Origin of the sequence: Luteolibacter flavescens (assembly GCF_025950085.1) — a bacterium.
Lineage (GTDB): Bacteria > Verrucomicrobiota > Verrucomicrobiia > Verrucomicrobiales > Akkermansiaceae > Haloferula > Haloferula flavescens.
Genome location: NZ_JAPDDS010000001.1, coordinates 310,955 through 327,727, shown reverse-complemented (window position 1 = coordinate 327,727; position 16,773 = coordinate 310,955). Strand labels below are relative to the sequence as shown.

Below are 16,773 nucleotides of genomic sequence, written 5' to 3'. Positions count from 1 at the left end.
AAGCGTGTCCGGCTCCGCTCTTGCGTCCCCTTCCCGCCGCCTCCCATGCTCCGCCCATGCCGAGCGTGTATGTCGATCTGGGGGAGCGGTCCTATGAAGTCCGCGTGGAAAACGGCCTGCTGGCCCGCGCCGGGGACGCCATCCGCTCAGCCGGCCTCGCCGGAAAGGCAGCGATCATCACGGACGAAACCGTCGGCAGCTTCCACGCCGCCGCGCTCACCGAGGCCCTGACCGCGGAAGGCTTCACCCCCACCCTGCACACCATCCCCGCCGGGGAGGCGTCTAAATCGATGTCGCAGGTGGAGGCCCTGTGCTCGTCCCTCGCCGCCGCCGGGCACGACCGCCGCTCCTTTGTCATCGCCCTCGGTGGCGGCGTCGTGGGCGACCTCGCCGGATTCGTGGCCGCCGTCTTCTATCGCGGCATTCCCTTCGTCCAGATCCCCACGACCATCGTGGCGCAGGTCGATTCCTCCGTGGGAGGAAAGACCGGAGTGAACCTGCCGGAAGGGAAGAACCTGCTCGGCGCCTTTCACCAGCCGCGCCTCGTCATCGTGGATCCCGAGGTGCTCTCCACCCTGCCCGGCCGGGAATACCGCGAGGGCTTCGCGGAAGTCATCAAGCACGCCGCGATCCGTGACGGTGCCATGCTCGCGGAGATCGCGGCACTCGACCCCGCCACCCGCGACGTGCCCGCCGCGCTGATCTCGCGGAATATCGCGATCAAGGCCCGCATCGTCGAAGCCGACGAGCACGAGACGAAGGGTCTGCGTGCCCTGCTCAACCTCGGCCATACCATTGGCCACGGCATCGAGGCGGCCGTCCCCTACGGCGAAATGCTCCATGGCGAGGCGATCTCGCTCGGACTCCGCGCTGCGCTCTATCTTTCCGAAAAGCACGCCGGGCTTTCCCCTGAGGCATCGCAGGAAATCATCGCGCTGCTGGAAAAGTTCCAGCTCCCGCTGGTGCTCGATCCCGCCATCTCCGACGCACGCGTGCTGGAAAAGCTCAGCCGCGACAAGAAATTCGAAGCAGGCCAGATCCGCTTCGTCCTCCTCCGCTCCCCCGGCGACGCGTATGTCAGCGACCAAGTGACGCCGGAGGATCTGGCGGAGGCGGTGGCGTATCTGCGGCGATAAAGCCGGACTTTCGCAGGAGCCTCTGAGGCCATGCTTCGCTGACAACGTTCGTCAGCGAAGCGAACAATCATGCTACTTCGACTCCTTCACAAAGCCGCTGCCGACAAAGACCCGGTAGTCCTTGATGCGGCCCGGATTGTTCCCGGCACGCGGCGTGTAACGGAAGCCCCCAACCTTGGTGTTTGCCCCCAGGTCGATGACGAGGTGATGCGGATAGCCGGGCTGGATTTCCTTCCATTCGCTGTGCCAGAAGTCTGCGGTCTGGCCATTGATCGCATTCGATGCCGAGCCATCTTCCCCCGCAAGCTCCTCACTGTCCACATAGGCGATGGTCCAGCTTGCGTGCGAGATCGACTTGCCCTCGGGATCTAGCAGGTCGAATTCCGCGATGGCCGCGAAGGGCTTGCCATCGTGAGCACTGAGCATTTCGAGGGCGAACTGCGAGCCTTCGAGCGGCTGCGGGAACTTCACCTCTTGCACATCAGGCCCGGGAGAAAATGCCGCCTCAAGCGCTGGCTTGTGTCCCTTGAGAACCAGCTCGCCCTTCTTCTTGCGGGCGAAGTCGAGCTCGGGCCGGAGCTGGTCGAGGATCGGCTTTTCCAAGCCTGCGAGCACGGGCTTCTCCGGGCCTAACAGATCGAGGATGATCACCTCGTTCTCGCCTTCCTTCAGCCAGACTCCCGGCAGGTAGGCGGTCTGTGTCGGCCCGATGTTCCAGTGGCGGGCGAGGCAGTGGCCGTTCACCCAGATGACTCCCTTCCCCCAGGTGCGCAGGTCGAGGAAAGTGTCCGCCGTCTTCCCGAGCTGGAAGGTGCCGCGCCAGAACTTCGGCCCGCTTGCAGCTTCACCGCCGGTCTTCCATTTCAGCGAGGAAAGCAGCGGCGCATCCAGCTTCAGCGGACGCACGGACCACTCGCCCTCGACCTCGGCTTCCTTGCCGAGGGTGACGAGCTTCACCTTGCCCATGATACCCTTCCGATCGTGGATCTCCTTGCCGAAGTTCACGTGGCCCATCGCCTCCACCAAGATATCGAGTCTCGCCGGCTGCTTGCGATCAGGCAGGTCCAGCTTGAAGCGCCGCGAGCGACGGTCGGTCACGCCGATCTCCTTTCCATTCAGGAAGACCCAGCCGAAATCGTGCACCTGCTCGAGTTCCAGCGTGGAGAACGGCCCCGCGGGAAGCTCGATGCTGTAAATGATGCAGCCGTGGCCTTGATCGTAGGCCTCCATGTGGCGCGGTTGTGCATCGGGGATCGCGGCCGGCAGATTCTCGAATATCGCCGCGGTCTCCTTCAGCTTGAAGGACGGGATCGCCATCACCGGCATCGGCTGCGGCGGATCCACCAGCTTCTCGCCGGGCAACAGGTGCTTCGCCATTAGGTCGCGGGTGCGTTCGAATTTGTCACCGATCCAGCCCGCCTCGCTGATCGGAGCGTCATAGTCGTAGCTGCTGGTGTCCGGCTTGAAGGGACGATCCGCCCCCGCCCACATGCCGAAGCTCGTGCCACCGTGCGCCATGTAGATGCTGAAGGAAGCACCCGCATCCAGCATGTAGCCGAGGTCCTTCAGATACTGGTCCGTCTTCCCCAGGTGATGCGGCGCGCCCCAGGTGTCGAACCACCCGGGATAAAACTCGCCGCACATGAGCGGACCCTTCGGCTGGATCTCGCGGAGCTTCTTGAAGCCCGTGGCGGGATCGCTGCCGAAGTTCACCACGTTGAAGAGATCGTCGCGACGGCCGTTGTTCAGGTTCCCAGTGGGATTGCAGGCGAAGAGCGGGATATCGAAGCCCGCGTCGAGCATCGCCTGCCGCATCTGGCCCATGTACTCCGCATCGGTGCCGTAGAAGCCGTATTCGTTTTCCACCTGCGCCATCAGGATCGGGCCGCCCTTTGTCACCTGCAGCGGTCCGAGCACGCGACTGACCTCCGCCAGCCACGCACGGCTTGCCGCCATGAAGTCCGGATCACGTGAGCGCAGCGCGATGTCCGGCTTCTTGAGCAGCCACCAGGGCAGCCCGCCGCCATCCCACTCAGCGCAGGCATACGGGCCCGGACGTAGCAGCACCCACAGGCCCTCCTCCTGCGCCAGGCGGCAGAACTCCGCAGCGTCCGCCTGCCCTTCCCAGTTGAATTTCCCCTGCTCGAATTCGTGGAGATTCCAGAAGAGATACGCGCAGACCGTATTTAGGCCCATCGCCTTGCAGAGCTGGAGACGGTGCCGCCAATACTCCTTTGGCACGCGGGCGAAGTGGAGCTCGCCGCAGCGGATCTGCATCAGCTTGCCATCGAGCAGCAGCTCGGTCTCGCCGATCTCGAAGGTGTGCTTCGGCGCTTGCGCGAGCACCGGCGAGACACCCGCGGCAAGCAATGCCGCCCCGGCCACGAGCGAGGGAAAAAGATTCATGGTGACGATCCGAAGCCCCGTGGAAAAGCCGTGTCGAGCCCCGAGTCAGACTTTCAGCCGAAGCTCCGGTGTCCGGTCGAGAATCAGCGGAAATCACCCCGGTGAGGTTCGCTACAAGGGTGTCGCAAAGCACCAAAAGGGCTGTGATGAAATCACACCGACCGGTGAATCACCTTCACGATTAATTCACTGTATTCATTTCAATATGCAGCCTCTTCGATATGACGAATCCGCTTTCGGATTACTGCCCACTTGTAACGAGGCAAGCTGGATTCCGGACAAGGTCTGGGGAGGGAGCCGACGCGAGGTGACGGGGCGAATGGCTGCTTCAAAGCGATTCGACGGGCGCGCACCTCAACCGATCGCTCCGAATCCTAATTCAATGAAACAAAAGGACGGGCGCGGGCATGGACAAGGCGGGGCTGCCGGGTTTTGATCCTCGCCGATGTCTTCGCTAGACCATTTGTTGGCAAACAATCGCGCGTGGGCTGCGGCCCGGGTGGCGGAAGATCCTGAATTCTTCTCCCGCCTGGTGGCCCAGCAGACGCCCGAGTATCTCTGGATCGGCTGCTCGGACAGTCGGGTTCCAGCGAATCAGATCACCGGCCTGGATCCCGGTGAAGTCTTCGTCCACCGGAACGTGGCGAACGTGGTGGTGCAGACCGACTTCAGCATGCTCTCCGTCCTGCAATTCGCGGTGGATGTCCTGAAGGTGAAGCACGTCATCGTCTGCGGCCACTACGGCTGCGGCGGCGTGAAGGCAGCGCTCGAGAACCAGAAAAACGGCCTCGTGGACAACTGGCTGCGCCACATCCGGAACATCGCCCGCCGGAACGAGGAGGAACTCTCGACACTCGCCCCGCCAGCCGCGCTCGACCGCCTGTGCGAAATCAACGTCCTCTCCAATGCCGAAAACCTCGCCCGCACCACGATCGTGGAGAGCGCCTGGGAACGCGGACAACCCCTGCAGATCCATAGCTGGGCCTACCGGCTGGATACCGGCCACATCAACGTGCTGGACGAGCCGTTGACTCCGGAACGCGCCTGAGCGGAGAGGGGCTCATCCCCTTCCCCGCCCGGCTTAGATGGGAAACCGCGACTCCTCACGCGAGTCGCGGAATTTCATCGCCGCCTCGGTCCGCGAGCGCACGTGGAGCTTTTCATAAACGTGCTTCAGATGGACGCGGACGGTCTCCACCGAGATGTCGAGACGGTCCGCGATCTCCTTGTTAGCGAGGCCCTCGCAGAGTAGTTCGAGGATCTCTGTCTCACGTTTCGAAAGCTTCACTTCTTCCAGTAGCGACGGCTCGGTCCTGGCGGGCTGGTGAAATGCCTCCACCACTCGACGCGCGATCTCCGGACTCATCGGTGCGCCTCCGGTCCGCACATCGTGGATGGCCTCGCGGACATCCGAGGGATTCGAGCGTTTCAGGAGATAGCCGCACGCGCCGGCTTTGAGGGCGGCGAAGATCTTGTCGTGATCCCGATAGACCGTGACCATTACGACCTTGATCTCCGGCAGGTATTGCTTGAGCCGTGCGGTCGCTTCGATGCCCGACATGCCCGGCAGATTGATGTCCATGAGCACGATCTGCGGACGGAAAGCATCGATCTTTTTCAGTGCATCCTCGGCGGTCGTCCACACGCCGATGCAGCGGAGCGTCGGGTCCGACTCGACCACCTTCCGCAAGCTGCTGCCGAGTGCGGCATTGTCTTCGACGATGGCGATGTCGGTGGTTTCAGGTTTTGTCGGCACGATGGTGAATCTAGATTTGTGATGATGGGTCGGCAAGGAGCGGCAGGGTCAGGGTCACAGTCACGCCCTCTCCCGCGACGCTGGAAATCGAGCAATCCCCGCCGGCCGCCCGCATGCGCTCGCGCAGGTTTGCCACCCCGTAGCCCTTCGCCTCCCACTCCTGCGAGAAGCCGCGGCCATTGTCCTCGATACGGATCTCCAGCTTGGAATCATCGAGGTACACGGCGAGGCGGGCCTGGGTGGCCTTTGAGTGCTTCACCAGATTGTTGAGAGCCTCGCGCGCTGCGAGGAAGACGCCGTGCCGCGCGGTGGCATCCAGCGGAGTTTCAGGAATGTGACGCGGGATGTCGGTGCGGAGCGGGATGCCCGCGGTGTCCAGAAACTCACGTGCGAATGCCGCCAGGTAGTCCACCAGTGACCGCAACGTGTCCTCGCGCGGGTTCACCGCCCAGACGATCTCGTCCAACGTCCCGACGACTGCCTTCGCCTTGTGGGAAAGCTGGTCGAGCGTGGGACGCAGAGTGCTTTCCTCGCCGCCCTCGGCCGCGAGCGCAGAGAGGATCGAGATCTCCGTGAGGCTGGCCCCGAGGTCATCGTGCAGGTCGCGGGCGATACGGGTGCGTTCATTCTCGCGGGCATTGCGGATCTTCAGGGTCTGGATCCGGCGTTTCATCCGGCGGCGGGCGATATACCACCCGACGGCAGCGGTCCCGGCCAAAGCCAGCGCACCCACGGTGAGAATGAACCATGCGGACTCCCAGAAATGCGGCCTGATGAAGACATTCACGCTTGCTGGATTCCTGCTCCAAACGCCGTCCCCATTCACCGCAAGGACCTCGAAGGTATAGCGTCCCGGCGGCACCGCTTCGTAGGCCGCCACGCGTTGGTTGCCGAGGTCGCGCCAAGTGTCATTAAGCCCTTCCAATCGGGCACGGTAGGTCACTTTCTCTGGCGCGCTGTAGCCCAGCCCCACGAAGCGGAACTCGATGCGCGAGCGCCCCGGCCCGGCCTCCACCCTGCCCTCCCGCTCGTCCTGCTGGCTGCCATTCACGCGCGTGCTACTCAGATAGACCGGTGGCGGCACTTGATTCACCTCCACCAGATCCGGCCGTACCCGCACGATGCCGCTGCCGGTGGGAAACCAAAGGTGCCCGTCATTCCCCCGCCACCCGGCCGGATGATAGCCGCCGATGCACTCGCGGGTCGGCAAGCCATCCGAGCGGTCCAACCTCAGCCAGTGAATCTGGTTCTCCGGCTTGCGTGCACGATCCAGAAATTCCTGCCGGCTCGCACAGAGGATGCCGCCCAACGAGCCGAACCAGAAGTGCCCGCGGCCATCGTCCAGGATGCAGGTCAGCCGCAGGTCCGGCATCCCGTCGCTGTCATCGAATTGCTGCCACGTCTTCCCGTTCCAGAGGAAGAGGCCGCCGCCGAGGGTGGTGGCCCACAGCTCATTTTCCGACACAGCGAGCAGGTCGGAAACCCACCAATGTTTCAGAGGATCGAGATTCCCTAGGAGCTTGAAGCCGCTGCTGTCCCCGGCGAAGACCTGACCGTCATCGGTGCCGGCCAGCATCCGCCTGCCGTCGCGGACCAGCACCGTGATCTCGCGCTTCGGGATCCCGTCTTTCTCGCCATACTCACGGACGGTGGTGCCGTCATACGACGCGAGTCCTTGGGTCCCGCCGAACCATATCACCCCGGCGTCATCCTGCTGGATGGTCCTTACCTTCGAGGGGATCTGGCTCTTCGAGAACTGAGGCACGAAGGTCCCATCATCCTTTTTCAGGAAAACAGAGCCACCACGTGCGGCTACCCATAGCTGCCCTTTCGCATCCTCAAACATCGTCGAGACAGGGCGCTGGTAACCCGCGGGCACGAGTTGCAGGTGCTCAGTGCTGCCTTCGCTCCAGCGGGCGATCCCGCCCTTCCGGTTCGCGATCCACCAGTCCCCACCCCTTCCCTGCATCACGGCATACGCGGCAGGCTCCGGGCCTTGGGTGGTCGAGAGCGGCTCCACGCGGCTCCGCCGGACACGGGCCAGCCCGCTGAGCGGCGTGGCTACCCAGACATTCCCTTCCCGATCTTCCAGCAGTTCGTTGAAAACATAAGGCGAGGCCACTCCCGGCAGGTCCACCGGCAATTCTCCATCGATCACGAGCCGCCCCGTGATATCGGCAGCCCAGAGTCGCCCGTCCCTCGTGCGGAGCTGCGCGCCCGTGGTGGTATCGTCCGGATCGACCACGCGTCCCCCGGCGGACTGCATTTCGTGGTCTCGGGCGAAGCGTGCGATCAGGTCCTCCGTGGGCTCCGCGACCAAGGCCGGACCATCGCTCCCCGCCCGCCAGATTTCCCCGCCTCTCTTGAAATGGATTACCCCGTGGCCATCCAGGATGAGCTGATTGATTCGCGGTGGCCTCGGCCTTTCCTCTTCACCGAGTATCCGCACCAAACGTCCGTCTCGGATCTGGAAAAGCCCGCCTTGGAAGGTGGAAACCCACACGCTGCCATCCTCCGGCGCAAACAAGCGCCAGAAGGCAAAGCGGAGCCGGCGGAGTTCGCCATCCGGCTCGATTGCGTCGAATTCCAAGCCATCGAACCGGGTGATGCCTTCCGCCGTGGCGAGCCACAGGTAGCCGTCGGACGACTGGACCATCGAGCGGACCACGTTCCCTGGCAGCCCGTCTTCCGACTGCCAAAGCCTCACCATCGGCGGTTGCTGCCCGCCGGAAAGCGGAAGCAGCAATGCCAGGAGGAAAATGGCGAAAAGAAGGCGCACGGTGGCACAGCTTGAAGGGCGGGCTTGCGGATTGTCGAGGTCCGCCCATCGCATCGCAGCGGCGCGAGGATGGTAAATACCCCGGAGCGGTTAGGCATGATCAGCGGTTGCAGGCGTTTCGCTCCCTCTGGTAGTAGTCGCGCGTGGCCGACCAAGGTGACTTTCGCGCGGTGCTTCAGTATGTCCCGCAGTTCCGCGGGAAGATCTTCGTCGTGCTCATTGATGCCGGGCTCTTGCCCGAGCCTGCGATCGCGGAGAGCCTGCTGGATCTCGCTGCCATGGAAGACGTGGGCGTGAAGCTCATCCTTGGCGTGCTCGGTGGGGACCTGAAGGATCTCTACGACTGGACACTGGAGTGCGAGATCATGTCCGCACGCCTGACCCGTCCGCTCGGCGACCCCGGCGCAATCGAGGAGGCGAAGTCGATCCTGGCCCGTGGTCAAACGGTGGTCGCGGATGCTTCCTCCAATGACCCGCTCGATCCCCAGGTGGTCGATTTCACAAGGGGCATCGGTGCGGTGAAGCTCATCGCCCTGCTGGAAGAAGCGATCCTCATCGATGGTGAGCCGGTGCCCGCGGTGCGTGCCGCTGATGCCCTCGCCCTCGCCGCATCCGGGACGGTGACTGGAGCGGATCTCCTCAGAGCGGCCGCGGAAGCCTGCCGGAAGGGCGTGCCGCGCGTGCATGTCCTGAATGGCCGCCGCCAAGGTGTGCTGATCGACGAGCTTTTCTCGAACGAAGGTGTGGGCACCATGATCCATGCCGACAGCTACCGCGAGATACGCGGACTCCGAGAGGAGGACATTCCGGAATTGCTCGGCATGATCGGGCGCTCTGTCAGGCGCACCAAGCTGGTAGCCCGCACCTACGAGGATATCCAGGCAAGGATCGGTGACTACCGCGTCATGGCGATCGACGACAACGTCGTCGGTTGCGTGGCCCTCCACGAATATCCCGAGGACAATACCGCCGAGATCGCGTGCCTCTACGTGAAGCTCAATCACGAAGGCCGCGGCTATGGGGTGGACCTCGTGAAACATGCCGAGCAGATGGCTCGCGAAAAGGGTTTGCCGCGGGTCTTCGCCCTCACCACTCGGGCGGCTGAATTTTTCGAGCACCGCGTGAACTACGCTCTCCGCGGACCGGAGGCCCTCCCCGAGTCCCGGCGGAAGCAACTCGAGGACAGCGGGCGGGAGTCCAAGATCTTTGAGAAGCTTCTCTGAGCGGTCCACGTTTCGAATTCTTCACACGAAGAGATTCGCGCTGGTGGGATGAGGGCTGGCTGGCTCGGTCGGACTTTTCGGCCACATGCATTCGACTCTTTTCCGCAGCACCCGCCTCATTCTTCCTGCACTTCTCGCGGCAGTGCTGCTGCCCGGTATTCTGCCAGCCCATCCGGACCCGAGCCACACGCTGGAGCATCTGGAAGAGCACCTCGCGGAAACTCCCGATGATCCTGAATTGCTGCGGCAGAAGGCGGACCTTCTCCTTTCCGCGGGTCATCCCGATCTCGCCCGGCCGGTGGTCACGCGCCTGCTGGAACTGGAGCCAAAACAGCAGAAGAACCTCCTGCTCGATGCCCGCATCAGCCGGGTGAAGAAGGAGGAAGGCACACTGCCCAAAGCCTCTGCCCTCGTCGCGGCGCATCCGAAATTCGCTGCTGGCTGGCTGTTCCTTGCCCATGTGGAAAGGGACGCCGGTCACAAGGATGAGGCCGTCACCGCAATGCGGAAAGCTCTCGATCTCACCGTGAAGCCGTCGCCCACCGACGTGCTGACCTGTGCCGCATGGCTAGAGGAGAGCGGTGACAAGGCCGGTGCCGTGGCGGTGCTTGACCAAGGTCTCGCCAAGATCGGCGTGCTCGCCGGGCTTCATCAAAAAGCGATCGAGCTGGAGATCACCATCGGCCAGCACGACTCGGCGCTGCGCCGGGTCGACGCCCTCGCGGCACGCTTCCGCCCGTCCGTGGATCTCTCCATCCAGCGAGCCAGCATTCTTGAAAAGGCGGGGCGCTTCAAGGAAGCCTCGGAATCCTGCGACTCCGCGCTGGCGCTGATGCAGGCCATGCCCGCCTCGCGGAAGACCGGCCCGGCATGGAAGGCTCAGTTCGAAGCCGTGAACCAACGCAAGGTGAAGAACATCGAGCGGGCAGCCACAAACTGACCCGCGGCCTCTTTACCAATCGACGTTCTGACCGCGGGTGTCGATGTGGGTGAAGCTGGAGTAGCGACCCACACCACCGCGGAAGAGACCGCTCGAGCGCAAGGTGCGCGCGGTCTGGGCGACCGTGGAAGGTGCCACCGGGAACTTCACGTCCACGGCGACATTCGCCTGGTGGTAGGAGCCGGACCGGGCACCCGGGCAACGGGCGTTGTAAGACGGGGCGCGGTAGGCGGAGAGGATCTCGGACACCGGCTGGTTGATCCGCATCGCGACGTGATCGACGACCCGGAGCGTGGGAACCATCTGGCGCCAGTAGGCACGTGGTGGCAGCGAATTCCACACCGTGCCGCGTTGCTTGGCGTGAGCCTCGATCACCTGGCGCGGGGTCAGGCGCTGGAGCCGCAGGCTCGTGAGGAAATCGGAGTAAGCCTTCAGCTCGCGACCTTGGAGGGCCACCCACTCCGGCGGCAGGCCGTTGAGATCGACCGGCGCGGATGCGGTAACGATGGTGACCTTGGGCTTCTTCGAGAAGAAAGCGGAGGCGGAACCAGTGGAACCAAGCAGAGCGAGAGCGCCGGCTCCAAGGGTGCCGAGGGCACCACGGCGGGATTGGAGCGAGCTATGGGCGGACTCGCCGCGGGACGGATCGATGAGCATGTGGTGAGTGTGCGGGCTGGCTGGGAGGACCGGCAGGAGGAGCAAACCTCATGCCGTGTGATTTCGTGAAAGAATCTTCCCGGTTCGGCCGGGCGAATTCGCGGTGGAGAAAAGCAAGCGTGTCGGGTACGGCAAGGACTTTCGTGTGCAAATGCTAACCGTTAGGCACTTGTGTTAGCAAACGATGAGGAAGCACCCACTTCGTATGGCCATTGTGAACACCTCAACTCCCTCTCGACAGCTCGCGGGAGCCGAACCATGATAGCTCATCCATGCGTCTTTCCGACCGCTACATCGGCCGCCAAGTCCTCGTCGGGACGCTGTTCGCCATCCTGCTGCTGAGTACCATCCTCGTGATGGGCAGCCTGTTCCAGAATCTGCGGATGCTGATTGTGGAGCTGGGCGCACCGCTCTCGATCATTGGTGAATTCCTGGTGGCCGCCCTGCCCTTCGCACTGATTTACACCATCCCGTGGGCATTCCTTTCGGCGGTCCTGCTGGTTTTCGGCCGGATGTCCTCGGAGAATGAACTCACCGGGTTCCGCGTCGCTGGCCTGAGCCTGACTCGGCTTTCCATGCCGGTCTTCGTGCTCGGTGCCCTCCTTTCCGCGGGATGTCTCTGGCTGAATCTGGAAGTCGCGCCGTGGGCGAAATACACATCGAAGACGATCCGCATGCGGGCATTCGCGATGGACCCGCGCAGCATGCTCAATACAGCCGCCGAGCAGGACGGCTTGGCCCGCTTCGAGGAGAGCTTGAAGGACGTGCGCGCCTATATCGAAAAGTCGGACGGCGACACGATGATGATGGAGGGATTCCATCTCTTCAAAGTGGCAGATCCTGCCGACAAGAACGCCCGCGACATCTACGTCCATGCGATGAAGGCCAAGACCGTCATCGACACGACGAAAAATGAGTTCCGCCTGCATCTTTACGACGCGATGTTCATGACATCGGGCGGGAAGCCGGGTGAACCCGGTTCATCGGCTTCAAATACCCCGCAGATTGTGCTTGCAGAGGAGTCGGTGCCGGTGGTCCTGCCGTATGAGACTAGGGAGGCCAAGAAAGATCCAGCATCCATGAGCAATGCGGGAATCCGGGAAGCGATCGAAGGCCTGAAGGTTGCTCAGGCAAACGTCGTTGCCAGGAGAACCGCCTTGAAGGACGAGATTGCAGCGATGAAGGAACGTGGTGAAGAAGCGACGCCGCTCTTCGAAGAAACGCAGAGCCTTCTCAAGACGGAGATGTTGAAGGACTGGACCGCTTACATTCCCAACTACGAAAAGGAAATTTATCGACGTTACTCGGCATCTCTCGCCTGCTTTGTTTTTGCGTTCATCGGCATTCCTTTGGGAATCAAGGCACGTCGAAAGGATACCTCGTCCGGGCTGATCATTAGTCTGCTCATTGGTGTGGCCTATTTCATCTGCGGCATGTTGGGTGGCAAGAGCCACACCGGCGTCCTGATCGCCGCATGGGCGCCGAATGTGGTCTGCGTGGTGCTGGGACTGGTGCTGCTGCGCCGCGCACGGTTCCGCTGAGGATTTCATGAGATCGCCTTTCCACTTCCGCAGGATCGCCCGCCGTCTCGGCGAGTTCTTCCGCGGGGGGAAGCTGGATCCCCTGCCCATCCTCCACACCTTCCGGAACTACAACCGGGAGAAATTCCGCGCCGACGGCAAGGCGGCGCTCAATGTCTCGCTGCTGGATATCCCGCAGGGCATCGCCTACGCGGCCATCGCCGAGCTGCCCATCGTCTTCGGCATCGCCTGCTCGGCCACGGCTTCCATCATCGCCCCGCTTTTCGCCGGTTCGCGGCATACGATCCTGGGGCCGACGAATGCGACGGCCTTCATGCTTTTCGGCTTCTTCGCCGTGGAGCCCGCGCTGGCTGCGCGGGAGACCCAGCTCGTCCCGCTGCTGGTGATGATGGTGGGTCTCTTCTGTCTGCTAGGCTCGCTGCTGCGCGTCGCGGACCTGCTGCAATACATCTCGCGCTCGGTGCTGGTCGGCTACGTCTCCGGCGCCGCGGTGCTCATCATGACGAACCAGTTCAAGCACCTGCTGGGCGTCGCCTACGAGGTGGACCAGTCCCGCTCGCGGAGCTTCATGGGACTGGTGGAGGCACTGGTGAAATCCCTACCCCACGCGGACTGGGGGCCCATCATCATCGGCGCGACGACCTTCGCGCTCTTCATGATCATGAGGCGGTGGAAGCCGCGATGGCCGAATCTCGCGATCATCCTCGTCACCGTATCCGCGGTCTTCGGCACGCTGATCCAGCAGGGCGTGGCTCCTTTCGCGAATGCCGCTCGCTTCCGGACCTTCTCGCCACAGGATCTGCTGCCGTCCCTGCCCCAGTTCGCCCGGCCCGGCATCTTCGAAGACATCTCGTCCCTGGTCGCCGTCGCGCTGGCCATCGCCTTCCTCGCCTGTCTGGAAAACACGCTGATGGCGAAGACGATCGCCTCCCGTTCCGGTGATCGCTCGGACGTGAATCAGGACATGTTCGCAGTCGGCGCCGCCAATTTCGCGTCCGCCATCGCCGGGGGCATGCCGGCATCGGGATCGCTGCTGCGTTCCACCCTGAATTTCTCGTCCGGAGCGCGGACGAGGATGTCGTCCATCTACTCCGGCCTGCTGGTGCTGTCGGCAGCCCTCCTGATCGCGTGGCTACCCGCCTATGGCATTTCCCTGATCGACTACGTGCCAAAGGCCGCGCTGGCGGCGCTTATCATCGGCATCGCGCTGGCATTGATCAACAGGCACAATATCCGCGTCTGCTCGCGCTCCACCCCGGACGATGCCGCGGTGCTGGTGACGACCTTCGTGTCCACACTGATCGCGCCGTTGCACGTGGCCATCTTTATCGGGGTCGCGCTTTCGATCACCCTCTTCCTCCGGAAAGCGAGCCGGCCTCACCTCGTGGAGTATGAATTCAGCGATGCCGGGGAACTCCGCCAGATGGGCGAGAAGCGCCAGCGACCTAATCCCGCGATTTCCATCGTTCACGTCGAGGGGGATCTCTTCTTCGGCGCGGCCGAACTCTTCCGCACGCAGATCCAGCGCACCGCCGCGGACCCTTCGCTGAAGATCATGATCCTGCGCCTGAAAAACGCCCGCCACCTCGACGCCACGTCCGTGCTGGCGCTGGAGGATCTGGTGAAATTCATGCGCGCCAACGACCGCCACCTGCTCGTCTCCGGGGCCACCCGCGAGGTCTATCGGGTGCTGAAGAACTCCGGCGTGCTGGCAACGGTCCAGGAAGGAGCCGATCGCAAGGCCGGGGAGAGCAACATCTTCCTCAACAAGCCGAGCAACCCCAACCTCTCCACCCGGGACGCCCTCAAGCGCGCCCAGCAACTCCTCGGCGGCGAGAAAGCGGAGGTGCGGATTTTCTACGATCCGAACAAGAAGTAGTTGGTAGAGGGCGGATGGATCGCCGTAGATGGAGGGTGTCGCGTCCCCTTGTGGATGCGGCCTTCAAACCCGCCATTTCATCTCCACATGAAGCCCATCCTGTTTCTCTCGATGCTCGCCACCACCGCCCTCGCCGAAGTGAACCCCACCATCAGCGCGGCGATGGACAAGCTGATCGCCGAAAAGGAAATCGCCGGGGTCGTCACTCTCGTGGGCGACGATGAGAAGACCCTCCACCTCGGGGCGAACGGCTTCTCCGATCTGGAGAACAAGGCGAGCATGGAGGCGGATGCCCTCTTCTGGATCGCCTCAATGTCCAAGCCGGTGACCGGCACCGCGGTGATGATGATGCAGGATGCGGGGAAGCTCTCGGTGGATGATCCGGTTTCAAAATACCTGCCGGAATTCAAGGATCTCAAGGACGCATCCGGCAAAGCGGTCGAGGTCACCATCAAACAGTGCCTGACCCACAGTTCCGGCCTGAGCGAGGTGTCACCTCAGGAATCCGGTGACATCGCCACGCTCAAGGACCTGATGCCGCTCATCGTCGCGAAGCCGGTACAATTCGAGCCGGGCACGAAGTGGCAGTACTGCCAGACCAGCATCAACACCGCTGCCCGCGTGGTGGAAGTGGTCTCCGGCGAGTCCTTCCCCGACTTCCTCGACAAGCATCTCTTCCAGCCGCTCGGCATGGAGAACACGACCTTTTATCCGACGGAAAAGCAGGCCGCTCGACTGGCTGTCTCCTACAAGCGCACCGGAGCGGGCGAGCTTGAGAAAACACCGCTGATGTTCCTCGGGAACAAGCCGATCACCAACAAGGAACGCTACCCGCGTGCGAATGGCGGACTCTTCTCCACGGCAGAGGACTACGAGAAATTCGCCCGCATGATCCTGCGCGGCGGCGAAGTCGACGGGAAACGCTACGTTTCTGAAAAGGCGGTCAAGCAGATGACCACCGTCCAGAGCGGCGACCTGAAGACCGGCTTCACCCCTGGCAATGGATGGGGCCTCGGCTGGTGCGTGATCCGCGAGCCCCAGGGCGTGGCCGCCACGCTGTCACCCGGCACCTTCGGCCACGGCGGAGCCTATGGCACGCAGGCATGGATCGATCCGGTGAAGAAGCGCATCCACCTGCTGCTCATCCAGCGTGCCGACCTGCCGAATTCCGACGGCTCGGACATTCGAAAGGCATTCCACGAAGCCTCTGCAAAGTAAGGCGGCGGCCGGCTTGCTCACACCCGCAGAAAGACCCGCTTCTTCCAGAGGAACCAGAGCAGCAGCCACTCGATGAGCAGGATCCCGGCCATCAGGACGAACTCGCCCCACGCGCCACTGAGCCGGGCGATGCCGCCGAAGAAGAAGGAGGAGATCTCAGGAAACGGAATGACCCGCTCGGCGAGATAGATCGTCAGCGGGTTCATGCCGACCACCTCAAAAGGAAAGCTCCATTGGGTCTGCGGGCGGAAATCGATCACCAGGTGAAACGCGGTGAAGAGCCACACGCAGATGCCACCGGCGAGCAGGTTGAAGGTGGTCGTCCAGGCTGACTTGATCGGTGGGTAGCCGAGCTTCCAGCAGATCGCCCCTGCAATCAGCAGCCCTGCTCCAGCGAGCAGCAGATGACCGGCGGCGACATGTGACGGTGCTCCCCAGCTCTTCACATAGCTGCCGGTGAGGATGCCGCCAAGGGTGAGGGCAGATGCCGAGACGATGCACAGCAGTCCCTCGGGATCGAAGACGCCCCCGTGAAGCCGGCCAGGCAAGAGCATCTGATCGACCCAGGAATTCACGATGCCATCCGGCGTCAGGACTCCGGCGCCATGACCGGGGACCGGAACGAGCAGTTGCAGGCCCGCAATCGCCACGAGGATGCCGCCGCACCAGATGGCCCGCGCCTTCCACGAGGACGCGACCAAGAAAATGCTGGCCGCAATGCCATAGGCGAGGCCGATCTGCCCGAGCACGCTGGCGTAGCGTTGACCGTCGAATTTCAATTGCAGCGCTCCGTTGTAGATGATGCCCAACAGCACCAGCAGCAGCGCCCGCTTCCACACCGTGGCAAGCAGCGCGCCCTTGGATTCGCCACGGTCCAACCGCTTGCCGAGGGCATACGGCACGGACACGCCGGACAGGAACATGAAGAGCGGGAAGATCAGGTCGTAGGCGCGCAGGCCATCCCATGGCACGTGCTCGAGTTGCACCGACCAAGCACCCAGCCAACCGATCCCGGTGCCCTTTGCCAGCAGGTGGAACAGGTCCGCGAGACCGATGATCCACAGCATGTCAAAGCCGCGGAGGGCATCGAGCGAGCGGAGACGCTGGGCGGGAGCTAGGGAGTCGGCCATGGCAGCAGCGAAGCTTGCGGGCGTGCACAGGATTGCAAGCCGGACCTGCGGGACGGCATGTGTCGAAATCGGGCGGTGATTCGTCGTGCCGGGGTGGAATCCCCGCGC

The 16,773-nt window shown here is 63.1% G+C and carries 12 protein-coding genes; 7 read left to right on the top strand and 5 right to left on the bottom strand.

The annotated features are described in order from the left end of the window. Positions 1-56: 56 nt before the first annotated feature. The gene (aroB, locus tag OKA04_RS01370) at positions 57-1,136 is read left to right on the top strand and encodes a 3-dehydroquinate synthase (RefSeq protein ID WP_264499321.1); all 1,080 of its coding nucleotides are present in this window, start codon (positions 57-59) and stop codon (positions 1,134-1,136) included. 72 nt (positions 1,137-1,208) lie between these two features. Here the strand turns inward: aroB and OKA04_RS01365 are convergent, their stop codons facing one another. After that, positions 1,209-3,542 (bottom strand): beta-galactosidase, encoded by a 2,334-nt coding sequence (locus OKA04_RS01365; protein WP_264499320.1) that lies wholly within the window; start codon positions 3,540-3,542, stop codon positions 1,209-1,211. 445 nt (positions 3,543-3,987) lie between these two features. Between OKA04_RS01365 and can the strand changes: the two genes are divergently transcribed. Then, positions 3,988-4,590 (top strand): carbonate dehydratase, encoded by a 603-nt coding sequence (can, locus tag OKA04_RS01360; protein WP_264499319.1) that lies wholly within the window; start codon positions 3,988-3,990, stop codon positions 4,588-4,590. A 33-nt stretch (positions 4,591-4,623) separates the two neighbouring features. Here can and OKA04_RS01355 read toward each other — a convergent pair whose 3' ends face one another. After that, entirely contained in the window at positions 4,624-5,298 is a 675-nt protein-coding gene (locus OKA04_RS01355; RefSeq protein WP_264499318.1) for a response regulator, read from the bottom strand. A gap of 10 nt (positions 5,299-5,308) precedes the next feature. After that, positions 5,309-8,077 carry a sensor histidine kinase gene (locus OKA04_RS01350; protein WP_264499317.1) on the bottom strand — a complete coding sequence of 923 codons (2,769 nt, stop codon included), beginning with the start codon at positions 8,075-8,077 and terminating at the stop codon, positions 5,309-5,311. Positions 8,078-8,247: 170 nt separating this feature from the next. On the opposite strand from OKA04_RS01350, the gene OKA04_RS01345 reads away from it, so the two are divergent. Continuing rightward, the gene (locus OKA04_RS01345; RefSeq protein WP_264499316.1) at positions 8,248-9,300 is read left to right on the top strand and encodes a GNAT family N-acetyltransferase; all 1,053 of its coding nucleotides are present in this window, start codon (positions 8,248-8,250) and stop codon (positions 9,298-9,300) included. A gap of 85 nt (positions 9,301-9,385) precedes the next feature. Then, positions 9,386-10,240 carry a tetratricopeptide repeat protein gene (locus OKA04_RS01340; protein ID WP_264499315.1) on the top strand — a complete coding sequence of 285 codons (855 nt, stop codon included), beginning with the start codon at positions 9,386-9,388 and terminating at the stop codon, positions 10,238-10,240. Positions 10,241-10,252: 12 nt separating this feature from the next. Here OKA04_RS01340 and OKA04_RS01335 read toward each other — a convergent pair whose 3' ends face one another. Further along, a complete protein-coding gene (locus tag OKA04_RS01335) occupies positions 10,253-10,897 on the bottom strand; it encodes a D-Ala-D-Ala carboxypeptidase family metallohydrolase (protein WP_264499314.1) in 645 nt (214 codons plus the stop codon). A gap of 272 nt (positions 10,898-11,169) precedes the next feature. Here OKA04_RS01335 and OKA04_RS01330 point away from each other — a divergent pair, with 272 nt between their 5' ends. The 3 genes from OKA04_RS01330 to OKA04_RS01320 all read left to right on the top strand — a co-directional run bounded on the left by OKA04_RS01330 (position 11,170) and on the right by OKA04_RS01320 (position 15,535). Further along, positions 11,170-12,438, top strand: a complete 1,269-nt coding sequence (locus tag OKA04_RS01330) for an LptF/LptG family permease (protein ID WP_264499313.1) — start codon at positions 11,170-11,172, stop codon at positions 12,436-12,438. A 7-nt stretch (positions 12,439-12,445) separates the two neighbouring features. Beyond that, on the top strand, positions 12,446-14,317 hold the full coding sequence (locus OKA04_RS01325) for a SulP family inorganic anion transporter (protein ID WP_264499312.1): 1,872 nt from the start codon (positions 12,446-12,448) through the stop codon (positions 14,315-14,317). Between the two features lie 87 nt (positions 14,318-14,404). Next, entirely contained in the window at positions 14,405-15,535 is a 1,131-nt protein-coding gene (locus OKA04_RS01320; protein WP_264499311.1) for a serine hydrolase domain-containing protein, read from the top strand. 17 nt (positions 15,536-15,552) lie between these two features. Here the strand turns inward: OKA04_RS01320 and OKA04_RS01315 are convergent, their stop codons facing one another. Further along, positions 15,553-16,665 (bottom strand): acyltransferase family protein, encoded by a 1,113-nt coding sequence (locus tag OKA04_RS01315; protein WP_264499310.1) that lies wholly within the window; start codon positions 16,663-16,665, stop codon positions 15,553-15,555. Positions 16,666-16,773: the final 108 nt, after the last annotated feature.